At 58.7% G+C, this 12,013-nt stretch carries 8 protein-coding genes; all 8 read left to right on the top strand.

The annotated features are described in order from the left end of the window. Positions 1 to 56 precede the first annotated feature (56 nt). The 8 genes from HL45_RS12390 (at position 57) to HL45_RS12355 (ending at position 11,910) form a co-directional block, all read left to right on the top strand. Positions 57 to 2,564 carry a PAS domain S-box protein gene (locus HL45_RS12390; RefSeq protein ID WP_049971395.1) on the top strand — a complete coding sequence of 836 codons (2,508 nt, stop codon included), beginning with the start codon at positions 57 to 59 and terminating at the stop codon, positions 2,562 to 2,564. A gap of 81 nt (positions 2,565 to 2,645) precedes the next feature. Further along, complete coding sequence (locus HL45_RS12385) at positions 2,646 to 3,014, top strand: DUF7344 domain-containing protein (RefSeq protein WP_049971394.1); 369 nt, start codon at positions 2,646 to 2,648, stop codon at positions 3,012 to 3,014. Between the two features lie 312 nt (positions 3,015 to 3,326). Further along, the gene (locus HL45_RS12380) at positions 3,327 to 4,688 is read left to right on the top strand and encodes a diaminobutyrate--2-oxoglutarate transaminase (protein ID WP_049972026.1); all 1,362 of its coding nucleotides are present in this window, start codon (positions 3,327 to 3,329) and stop codon (positions 4,686 to 4,688) included. Beyond that, positions 4,685 to 6,262, top strand: a complete 1,578-nt coding sequence (locus HL45_RS12375) for a pyridoxal phosphate-dependent decarboxylase family protein (RefSeq protein ID WP_084156911.1) — start codon at positions 4,685 to 4,687, stop codon at positions 6,260 to 6,262. The genes HL45_RS12380 and HL45_RS12375 overlap by 4 nt, the downstream gene beginning before the upstream one ends. After that, positions 6,259 to 8,073, top strand: a complete 1,815-nt coding sequence (locus HL45_RS12370; protein ID WP_049971393.1) for an IucA/IucC family protein — start codon at positions 6,259 to 6,261, stop codon at positions 8,071 to 8,073. Before HL45_RS12375 ends, HL45_RS12370 begins: the two co-directional genes overlap by 4 nt. Continuing rightward, entirely contained in the window at positions 8,070 to 8,660 is a 591-nt protein-coding gene (locus tag HL45_RS12365; RefSeq protein WP_049971392.1) for a GNAT family N-acetyltransferase, read from the top strand. Before HL45_RS12370 ends, HL45_RS12365 begins: the two co-directional genes overlap by 4 nt. Next, positions 8,660 to 10,078, top strand: coding sequence for a lysine N(6)-hydroxylase/L-ornithine N(5)-oxygenase family protein (locus tag HL45_RS12360; protein ID WP_049971391.1), 1,419 nt, complete (start codon positions 8,660 to 8,662; stop codon positions 10,076 to 10,078). The genes HL45_RS12365 and HL45_RS12360 overlap by 1 nt, the downstream gene beginning before the upstream one ends. A gap of 2 nt (positions 10,079 to 10,080) precedes the next feature. Beyond that, positions 10,081 to 11,910 carry an IucA/IucC family protein gene (locus HL45_RS12355; protein ID WP_049971390.1) on the top strand — a complete coding sequence of 610 codons (1,830 nt, stop codon included), beginning with the start codon at positions 10,081 to 10,083 and terminating at the stop codon, positions 11,908 to 11,910. Positions 11,911 to 12,013 lie beyond the last annotated feature (103 nt).

Raw genomic sequence — 12,013 nt, 5'->3', positions numbered from 1 at the left:
TACCAATCTGCATTAGCGAAAGTCTATTTTTGATTCTTCTCCTGTATCTCACAACCATGTCCGAACCTTCTCCGCCGGACGATGCGACTACCAGTTCACTCAGAAGCATGGAATCGGCCGAAGAAGCCGCTTTTTTCAAAAGTATTGTCAAGGATTCGCTCGACGGGTTAATCACGATAGCCGAGGACGCGACCATCGTCTTTGCGAACGAAGCAGTGGCGTCTCTCTTCGGATACAGTGTAGACGACCTTCTCGGGAACTCGATACATATGCTTTTTCCGGAACGAGATTCCGAAGTCTCCGACTTCTACCAGTATACGGACGACCTAGAATCGACGAACAAATGCACGAACATCGAGCGAGTCGGACGACACCGAAGTGGTGACGAACTTTTACTCTCCCTTTGTCTTCGTGAACACACCTATCGCGGACAATGCTTGTTCACGGTGAGACTCCGGGACGTTTCCGAACAGCAACAACGACAAAACGAACTCGAAGCGGCAACCGAAAAGTATCGAACGCTCGTCGAAACCGCGCCGGACGCCATTTTTGTAGCCGATGCGAAAACTGGTGTAATACAGGAGACTAACCAAGCGGCGGCTGAATTGCTTGAACGACCGGTAGACGAGATTGAAGGAATGCATCAGACGGAGTTACACCCATCCGAGGAAGCCGAGCGTTACGAGCAGCTATTCCAGGGACATCAGAAACGTGGTGGTCTGTTCAGAGAGAATCAGGAGCTGACGGTGATGACCGCGAACGGAAACCGGATTCCTGTCACAATAAACTCAAAGACGACTGAGTTACGCGGCCGACCGGTCATTCAAGGTATCTTTCGCGACATCAGTGAGAGGAAGCACCGTGAAGATGCGCTCAATGCGTTACACGAGACGACACAGCGAATGTCCGAGACTGCATCATCTCAGATGATTTGCACTCACGCGGTGACGACTGCGGCCGAGGTTCTCGATTTCCCGATTAGCGGAATTCATTTCGAATCGGCGGATGGCGAATCACTCGAACCCGTCGCAACGACAGACAAGGTCGCCAGCGCACTCGGAGGGTCGGTTCCGACGTTCACGCCCGAAGACCCGTTCGTCTGGGATGCTTTCGAGGCGGGCGAACCGTCCGTCATCCCCGACGTGCAAGCGACAGAGGAAGGGGCGGCCCGAGATACGCCGATTCGAAGCAGTATCATCGTCCCGATCGGTGAATACGGTGTGTTCATTACGTCGTCGGAGTCGGTTCGTGATTTCGACCAAATCGATTTCGACTTGGTACGAGTGCTGGCCGCAAACACCGAGGCCGCTTTGACGAGAGCAGAGCGCGAACGCGCGATTGCTCGCCAGCGTGACGAGTTGACGACCTTAAACCGAATCAATGCCATCGTCAGAGACATCAATCAAGCCTTGGTTGCATCCCCGACCCGCGAGGAGATCGAGCAGACGGTGTGTGAGAGATTCGCAGCGTCGAACGTCTACCACGGGGCGCTCGTCGGAACCTTGTCCGCGGCGGAACAGGGACTCTCCGTCCAAACCGCGGCCGGAATCGACGAAACGTATCTCGAAACCGTCGCCAAAGAAAGCACCGAAACAGAATCCGGTGCCGCAGCGACAGCGATACGAACCGGCACTGTTCAAGTCATCGAAGACGTTCAGACTGACCCGGCGTTTCCGGCATCGATAAAAACGGCGGCGTGGGAACGAAACTATCGTTCTGCCGCCTATATTCCGTTTGGACACGGGGAAACTATGTATGGTGTTTTGGTCGTGTACGCGGCTCGACCAACGGTCATCGGGGAGCGTGAACAGGCCGTATTCGCCGAACTGGGCGAGATGATCGGTCACGCGATAAACGCCGCAGAAAGCAAACAGCTTCTCTACAGCGACCGTATCCTTGAACTCGAATTCTCACTCTCCGGAACTGATTCCTTTTTTGTCACCACATCTGCGGAGCTTGAATGTTCCTTCACGCTCAATGGTGTGGTACCAGCATCGAACGATACCTACATATTCTACGTGACGAGTTCTGGAGTGGCACCGAAAGACGTTATCGAGCGAGCAAAAGCGTCGCCCAGCATCGAATATGTTCGGCAGATACAGAGCGGAGACATCGATACCACGTTCGAAATGAAGATTCGGGGAACGAAAACCACCGCGCAAGCCCTCATCGAACGCGGTGCGTACGTCCGCAGTGGATCAATTACTCGGGGCGAGGGAACGCTTATCGCTGAAGTTCCAGCGAACACCGAAATTCGTCCGTTCGTCGAAGCGGTTCAGGCTGTGCATCCGAGCGCCGCACTTCTCGCGAAACGAAATCGGGAGCACCCACTCCACCCAGAACCTGACCTCCATGACGAGTTAGAGACGATGTTGACTGCACGACAGTTTGAGATACTACTGTCTGCATATCTTGCAGGATACTTCGACTATCCCCGGGCAAGTACAGGTACGGAACTTGCCGAAACGCTCGACATTTCTTCGCCGACGTTTCATCAACACTTGCAGACTGCACAGCAGAAGGTGTTCACTCTCCTGTTCAGCAACCACGATGAGGTAGACTGACCCGTCCCGCATTCGGCCTTGACGATGATACCTCAATAGTGAGGCAGAGGACTCGTAGCCCGAGACTTGTTTCTTCGGGTAATGAGCGATTCCGAGAAACGACTCGACAATATTGAAACTGTGCGGAATCACCCCGAAGAAGCATACGAGCCGAAATTGTCGTCCGAAACTATCGCACGGGTTCTGCAGAATCAACGGCGGGAAACTATCTGCCGCGTCCTCTCGAACGGTTCCAACGTTACGACGCTGGATGAACTCGTTGACACGCTTGTGGAACTGGAAGCGAACGCGTCGGAGGCGGAAATCGAACCTAACCGTGAATCAATGTCCATCCAACTCCACCACGTCCACCTCCCGCTGTTGGAAGATATTGGCCTCATCGCGTACGAAAACCGGTGTGGCACCGTTCGTTACTGGGGACATTCGAAGATAGACGGTCTTTTTGACTAGCCCTCACCTCCCTTTTGACCACGCTCGATGACCCGAGTTTCCCAACCGTAGCAAGACAGTAACAGCTGACCGAACGCTTTGTTGAATAGCTCTCTTCTGGTTGGGGTCGCACGGTTCGATACTTTCAGCTTGTTCCGTCTAACGATTATTTATGCCCACTAGAATATCTAGAAATATGTCCCTTTAGGCTGGCCTAAAAATCGCAGGTTTTACATGGGTTTAGGCGAGCCTAAAATCTGTAATGCGTCGATGTACGCCACGAAATGGACGAATAGCGTCATCTCTCCTGCTCGATTCGGCCGGAGGGATTCGATGACCGGGAGCGAAAGCGAAAATGCGCGCTTGCTGTCCCAGCAAGCGCGCCGGGAATCGAACGCGCGAACGTACCCCCGTCACCTTCCGATTGCCATCGAGCGAGCGAACGGCGTCGAAGTCGAGGACGCGGATGGAAACGTCTACTACGACTGTCTGGCGGGGGCAGGAACGCTCGCGCTCGGCCACAACCACCCCGTCGTGGTGCAGACCATCGAGGACGTGCTGGACGCAGAGCGACCACTGCACACGCTCGACATCACGACGCCGACGAAAGAGCGGTTCGTGGACACGCTGTTCGACAGCCTTCCCGACGAGTTTTCGGAGTCAGCGCGGGTACAGTTCTGTAGCCCCGCCGGAACCGACGCCATCGAAGCGGCGCTGAAACTCGTCAAAACAGCCACCGGAAATCGCTCCGTACTCGCGTTTCAGGGCGGCTATCACGGGATGACCCACGGCGCACTCGGACTGATGGGCAACACCGACCCGAAAGAATCCGTTCCGGGAACGATGCCCGACGTGCATCATCTCCCGTATCCCTCGGAGTATCGCTGTCCGTTCGGTATCGGCGGCGAATCCGGCCACGAAACCGCGAGTCGATACGTTGAACACGTCCTTTCGGATCCGGAAAGCGGCGTCGTCTCCCCGGCAGGAATGGTGCTCGAACTCGTGCAGGGCGAGGGCGGCGCGATTCCCGCCCCCGACGACTGGACGCGGGAAATCCGGCGGATGACCCAAGAACGCGACATCCCGCTCGTCGTGGACGAAATCCAGACCGGACTCGGCCGCACGGGCGAACTGTACGCCTTCGAGCACGCCGACATCGTACCCGACGTGATAACGCTCTCGAAAGCGGTCGGCGGCGGCCTCCCGCTTTCGGTCGTCGTCTACAAAGAGGAGTTAGACGTGTGGGAACCGGGTGCCCACGCTGGAACCTTCCGCGGCGACCAACTGGCGATGGCGGCGGGACAGGCGACCATCGAGCACGTCCTCGAAAACGACCTCGACTCCCACGCCGAGAAAATGGGCGACAGACTCAGGAGTCACCTCGAAGACACTCAAGCAACGTTCGACTGCGTCGGCGACGTTCGCGGGCGGGGTTTGATGCTCGGCGCAGAAATCGTCGATATCGCCGCAGAGACGGACGACCTCGGACATTATCCGACACATTCCGACCTCGCCTCCGAAATCCGTGACGAATGTTTCGACCGCGGCCTCATCGTGGAACTGGGCGGCCGCGACAGCAGTACGGTTCGATTCCTGCCGCCGCTCATCGTCACGAAGGACGACGTGGACGCCATCGCCGAGCGATTTTACGACGCGGTCGGCACCGCGGTTCGCCGGGAGGTGACCGCCAAATGAACAAATCACCCGAAGAGCGTCTCGCGTCTTCGGCGAAACCGTCCGCGGAATCAGCCGATTTCGCGGACGGAGAGGATTCTGCGGACGCCGCGACGCCCGAAGAATCCCTGTTTTTGGGCGGCGAGAAGGGCGCAGAGGCGTATCGAACGACGATGGAGCAGACGACGAACGCGGTTCTCGATGCGTTCGTGGAAAACGCAGACCCGTACTCTGGTGCCAGTCCGGAATCGCTCCGCGAGGAGATCGCCGAGGTGGAGATGATTCCGGACTCTGGCGAGGGGTTGGAGTCGGCCCTCGAATCGGCCGAATCCGTTCTCCGAAATTCGGTCGGCGTTTCGAACCCGCAGTGTCTCGCGCACCTGCACTGCCCGCCGATGATTTCCGGACTCGCCGCGGAGGCGATGCTGTCCGCGACGAACCAGTCCATGGACTCGTGGGACCAGAGTCCGGCGGCGACACACCTCGAAACGCGGATGGTAGAAGCACTCTGTGACCTGTTCGGCTACGGCGATTCCGGCGACGGCGTGTTCACCTCCGGCGGGACGCAGTCGAACTTCATGGGCCTGCTACTGGCCCGCGAACGGTTCGCCAAAGAACGATTCGGCACCAACGTACAGCGGTCGGGACTGCCCCACCGCGCGAAAGCTATGCGAATCCTCTGCTCCGAGGAAGCGCACTTCACCGCGGAACAGGCGGCCGCCCACCTCGGACTTGGGGAAAACGCGGTCGTCACCGTCGAATCGAACGACGACCGGGAGATGTGTCCCGACGCGCTCGACCGCACCTTGGCCGAACTGGACGAGCGCGAACTGCTCCCGTTCGCGCTCGTCGGCACGGCGGGAACCACCGACTTCGGAAGCATCGACCCACTCTCCGAACTCGCGGAGCGCGCGGAGGAACACGACCTGTGGTTCCACGTCGATGCGGCCTACGGCGGCGCGCTGGCGCTGTCAGACCGCCATCGGGAACTGCTTTCGGGTATCGACCGAGCGGATTCCCTGTCGGTGGATTTCCACAAGTTGTTCTACCAGCCGATTAGCTGTGGCGCGTTCCTCCTACGCGACGGGTCGCAGTACGAACACATCGCGCGAAACGCCTCGTACCTTAATCCGGAGGACGCCTCCGTGCCGAACCTCGTCGCCAAATCAGTGCAGACGACGCGACGATTCGACGCGCTGAAGCCGTTCGTTTCCTTCCGCGCGCTCGGTCGGGACGGATTCGGGACGCTGGTCGATGAGACGATTGCCCTCGCGGAGGAGGTTGCGGAACTGCTCGTTTCCGATTCGTCGTTCGAACTGGTCGCCGAACCGACCATCAACGCGGTCGTGTTCCGCTATCGTCCTGATAGCGACATGGACGACGAGCGATTGAGTTGGCTGAACGAGGCGATACGCGAATCACTGCTGCGAGAGGGTGATGCCGTGGTCGCCCGAACCGAAGTGGACGGCGTTACCGCGCTGAAGTTCACCCTGCTTAATCCGCAAACCACGCTGGCCGATGTCGCGGACATCCTCGACGCAATCGAACGACGCGGCAGTTCCCTTCGCGCTGTTTTCCCGGAGGTGGAACGATGACGGCACCGGAGACTGCCCAACTGGACTCGAGCATCGAATCGGCGGATGCCGCCGAATCTGCGACGATTCACGCATTCCTCAACTGCTATCTCCGGGAAACCGGCGCGTACGACGTGGTTCCCGACGACTCCGCAGCGGCCGATGAGACGATTCAGTTCGAACTCCCGATTCTGGGAATCGGCGTTCGAGCGCCGCTGTCGTATCGTTCTCCAACCGGGAGACATCTGTTCGACCTCCCGATTCGGTTCAAAGCGAGTGAGGGCTGGCGTGACCTCGACTACGCGACCCTGTCGAGTCTCGTCGTCAAGGAACTCTCGCTCGCACGAGGAGGCGACCACGTCGGCGACGAACTGCTCTTCCGCGTGCTGTCGAGCAAGGCCCGAATCGAGCGGTTCGTCCGCGCTCGCGCGCACGACCGCGACCGACTGTACGGCACCGACTTCGAATTTAAAGACGCCGAGCAGTCGTTGATTTTCGGCCACCTGCTCCACCCGACGCCGAAAAGCCGAGAAGGTATCGCGGAACGAAACGCCCCCACCTATGCCCCGGAACTGCGGGGAGAATTTTCGCTCCACTACTTCCGGGCCGACCCCCAAATCGTGGCACAGGATTCCGCGCGCGACCGGCGTGCCGACGAATGGGTCAAAGGCGAACTGCGGGACGATTCCGAGGTTTCGGAATCCTTCCGCGAGAAACACGTGGAAAGCGACGACGTGCTGATCCCGGTACATCCGTGGCAGGCGAACCACCTGCTCTCCCAACCGCACGTCGAATCCCTGCTGGCGGATGGCAGGCTTCAGTACCTCGGCGCGCACGGCGAGCCGTACTACCCCACGTCGTCGGTTCGAACCCTCTACAATCCGGAGTCGGCGTTCATGGTGAAAGGATCGCTCGCGGTGAACATCACCAACTCGGAGCGGACGAACAAACGCCCGGAACTGGAACGCGGCGTGGCAATCACCGAACTGATGGACACCGAACTCGGGTCGGAACTCGAAACCCGGTTCCCGAATTTCGGCGTGGTGCGCGACCCGGCGTATCTCACCGTCGATGTCGGAACGAAGTCGGCACCCGAATCCGGATTCGAGGTCGTCCTGCGCGAAAATCCATTCCGCGGCGAGGACGCGAAGGGTGCCTCGCCAATCGTCGGCCTCTGTCAAGACCACATGTTTGGTGGCGATTCGCGCCTCGCAAACGTCGTCTCGGAAATCGCTGACAGGGAAGGAAGACCCACGGCCGACGTGAGCGAAGACTGGTTCCGCCAGTATCTCGCCATCTCGCTCAGGCCGGTGCTGTGGCTCTACCTGAACTACGGAATCGGTTTGGAGGCCCATCAGCAAAACAGCGTTCTGACGCTCCGTGACGGCTATCCAGGCCGATTCCACTACCGAGACAATCAGGGCTACTACTTCACCGAGTCGGGCCACGACGAAGTCGATGCCCTGCTTCCGGGCGTCGCGGAACGCGCCGACACGCTGGTCTCGGACGAGTTGGCGGACGAACGAATCCGCTACTACGTCGTCCTGAACAACGTGCTCGGCGTGATCAACGCCTTTGGCACGGCGGAACTCGTGGACGAGTCTCGCCTGCTGTCGATTCTGCGCGAGGAACTCGAATCCCTGACCGAACACGACCACGAGGAATCGTCCTTGCTGTCGAGTCTGCTCACACAGGAACGGTTGGCCTGCAAGGCGAACCTACTGACGCGGTTCCGCGGCATGGACGAACTGACCGGAACGCTCGAAAACCAGTCGGTCTATACCGAGGTTCCGAACCCCATCGTGACGGCCACGGAGGATGAAAACGAATGACCGGCCTCGCCGGAATCGTGGCGTCGGAGTACGACTTCCAGACGCACGATTCGACCATCGAGAAGACGGTTTCGTTCCGCAACGTGGCGATGGAGCGCGACCTCGGTCGCCTCCATCGCTGGCTGAACGAACCCCACGTCCTACCCTACTGGCAGTGGAACGACCCGCTTCCCGAGTTCCGCGAAAAACTCGCGGAAAAGCTCGACGACGACCACATGACGCCCTACATCGGCCATCTCGACCACGTCCCGATGAGCTACTGGGAGTCTTACTGGGCGGTGGACGACGACCTCGCAGACCACTACGACGCGAAGCCGACAGATCAAGGGATTCACCTGCTCATCGGCGTGCCCGAATTTTTGGGCCATGGTTACGCAGAGCCGCTGCTTCGGGCGATGACCGCCTTCCAGTTTCGCCACGACGAAACCGACCGCGTGGTGACCGAACCCGATGTCCGTAACGAGAAAGTTATTCACGTCTTCGAGAAATGCGGCTTCGAGCCACAGCGCGAAATCGAACTGGAGGAAAAGGACGCCCTCTTGATGATTTGTGAGCGCGAGCGATTCGAGCGGGAGGTGCTGGGCTGATGACGGGGACGAATGAGACGGAGACGAGCGAAGGGCAAGGTGAAGACGTGTACGACGTTCTCGGAATCGGACTCGGCCCGTTCAATCTCGGCCTCTCTGCCTTGCTTTCTCCCACCGATTTGAATTCGGTGTTCTTGGAACAGAAACCCGAGTTCGAATGGCACGGCGGGATGCTCATCGAGGACGCGACGCTCGAAGTGCCCTTTATGGCCGACCTCGTGACGCTCGCCGACCCGACGAGCGACTACAGCTATCTGAACTACCTGCGTCAGCACGACCGTCTCTACGAATTTTACTTCTACGAGACGTTTCAGGTGCCGCGCCGGGAGTACGACGAATACTGTCGTTGGACTGCCGAGGAGTTGGACAACACTCGGTTCAGTCGGCGCGTGACCAACGTGACCTACGACGAATCGGCGGACGAATTCCGCGTCATCGCACGCAGTCCCGAAAACGGAAACGCGGGCGAGACGGGCGAAATGGGTGAGCCAATCGAATACCGCGCGAAGGACATCGTCGTCGGTGTCGGGAGCGTTCCGTTCGTTCCGGAACCGCTTCGCGGTCATTCCGACGAAGACGTGTTCCACTCGGCCTCGTATCTAAATCGGCGAGAACGCTGTTTGGACGCCGATTCGATTACGGTCGTCGGGTCGGGCCAGAGCGCCGCAGAGATATTCCTCGATTTGCTTCGCCATCAACCGGAGGCGGAGTTCCGTCTCGATTGGCTCACTCGGTCTGACGGGTTCTTCCCGATGGAGTACTCGAAACTGGGACTCCAGCATTTCACGCCGGAGTACACCCAGTACTTCCACGAGTTAGAACAGAAGACGAAAGACGACCTCCTGCCGGAACAGGGCTTGTTGTACAAAGGCATCGACGAGAACACCAGCGAGGAAATCTACGACCTGCTCTACGAGCGGTCTGTCGGCGGCGACGACCCGAACGTCGGCATGCTCGCTATGACGGACGTACAGGACATCGAGCAGGTCGGCGATAGCTATCGCCTGATCTGCGAGCAGTGGCAGGTTGGCGAACGATTCGCTCACGAGAGCGACGTCGTGATTTTAGGCACGGGGTACCACCGCCCGACGCCCTCGTTCCTCGCCGGAGTCGAGGAGCGAATCGCCCGAGACGCGAAGGGGCGAGTCCGCGTTGAATCCAACTTCGAAGTCGGATTCGACGCGGAGAGCAGGATGTTCGTCCAGAACGCCGGAATGCACGCCCACGGCGTCGGCACGCCCGACCTCGGACTCGGTTGTTATCGAAACGCACACATCATCGAATCGATCGCTGGAGAGGAGGTGTATCCCGTGGATGAAGACACCGTCTTTCAGGATTTCTCGGTCGAGCAATTCGTCTCAAAAGCACCGAACAGCGAACGACTGCGGAGCGAGCGGACACCATTGCAGGAGGATTAACGATGCAAGAACTCACGACGGAAACGGATGGACGAATCGACCACGAACAACTACAAGACGCCCTCTCGACGGAGGTCTGGCAGACTGTCGGCAGAAATCTGCTGGCGAAGATGCTGGCGGAGTTCAGCTACGAGGAACTCATTGACCCCGAGGAAACCGCAGATGGGGCCTACCATCTTGGACTGACCGAGGGTGTCGAATACCGATTCGAAGCAAAAGAGCGAAAGTTCGACTGGATGCACGTCGAACCCCAGTCGCTCGAACGACGGGGGACTGGCGACTGGGAACCGGCGACCGACCCGGTTCAGTTCCTGCTTGACGCACAGGACACCATCGGCGTCTCCGACATGACGACGGGGCACCTGATTCGGGAGTATCGAAACACGATGCTCGCGGACGCGCACATCGAAGCCAAGGATGACGAGGGAATCGACCCGACAGACCTCGATTACGCCGAACTGGAAGGTGAGATGAGGGGCCATCCGTGGATTACCTACAACAAGGGTCGGCTCGGATTCGGCTACGACGACTACCTCGATTACGCACCCGAACAGAAACAGCCAGTGACGCTCTCGTGGGTCGCGGTGTCACGCGACAGATCGACCTTCGAGGCGGTGTCCGGACTCGACCACGAATCGCTGGTGGAGGGCGAACTCGGCGAATTTCGGGAGAAATTCGACACCAAACTCGAATCGAAGGGTTACGACCCCAAGAACTACTACTATCTTCCGATTCACGAGTGGCAGTGGGAGAACAGCATCGTCCAACTGTTCGCGGACGAAATCGCCACGGGGAACATCGTTCCCCTCGGCGACGGCCCGGACGAGTACCTGCCACAGCAGTCGATTCGAACCTTCGTCAACGTGGACGAGGAGGAGCGCCACCACGTCAAACTCCCGCTCCGAATTCTCAACACGCTCGTCTACCGCGGTCTGCCGGGTGAGCGAACCGAGGCCGCGCCGATGGTTACGGAGTACATCAAGGGAATTTACGAGGACGATACATTCTTGCGCGACGAATGTGACCTGATTCTCCCCGGCGAAATCGCGGGACTAAACTACGACCATCCGGATTTCTCGCAACTGGACGGTTCTGCCTACCAGTACGACGAATTGCTCGGCTGCGTCTGGCGCGAGAGCATCTACACCTTCCTCGAAGACGACGAACAGGCAATCACCCTCTCGGCGCTAATGCACGAAGAAGACGGGAAACCGCTCCTCGAATCGCTCGTGGAAGAGTCGGGGCTGACGATGGAAGAATGGCTGGACGAACTGTTCTCGACCGTCCTGCCGCCGCTTCTCCACTACCTCTATCGCTACGGAACGGTGTTCTCCCCGCACGGCCAGAACACCATCCTCGTGTTGAAAGATGGCCGACCGCACCGCCTCGCGGTGAAGGATTTCGTGGACGACGTGAACGTCAGCGACCAACCGCTTCCGGAACTCGAATCCCTACCGGACGACCTTTCCGCAGTGCTTCGCTCCGAACCGCCGGAAGGCCTCTGTCAGTTCATCTTCTCCGGACTGTTCGTCTGCGTCTTCCGGTACGTATCGGATTCGCTGGCGACCCATGCGGACTACTCGGAAGGGAAATTCTGGTCGCAGGTTCGAAACGCGATTCTCGATTACCAGTCCGAGTTCCCCGAACTCGAAGACAGATTCGAACTGTTCGACCTGCTCCGCCCCGAGTTCACCAAACTCTGTCTGAACCGAAACCGCCTGCTGGACTACGGCTATGAGGATGCGGATGGGCGGCCACACGCCTCCGAGCACGGCACGGTTCCGAATCCGCTGTACGAGGTTGCAGAGGAGTCACGACCTGCCGAGAAATAGCGGCCTGAACTTCCTGATCTAACCATAATATATTTTATCTATTCTCTATGTTATTGCGGTTTATAGGGTCTAATTGCCTTAATGCATCGTTTTAGCTAGCGAA

It is taken from the genome of Haladaptatus cibarius D43 (genome assembly GCF_000710615.1).
Taxonomy (GTDB): domain Archaea; phylum Halobacteriota; class Halobacteria; order Halobacteriales; family Haladaptataceae; genus Haladaptatus; species Haladaptatus cibarius.
This window is presented reverse-complemented; position numbering and strand designations above follow the sequence as displayed.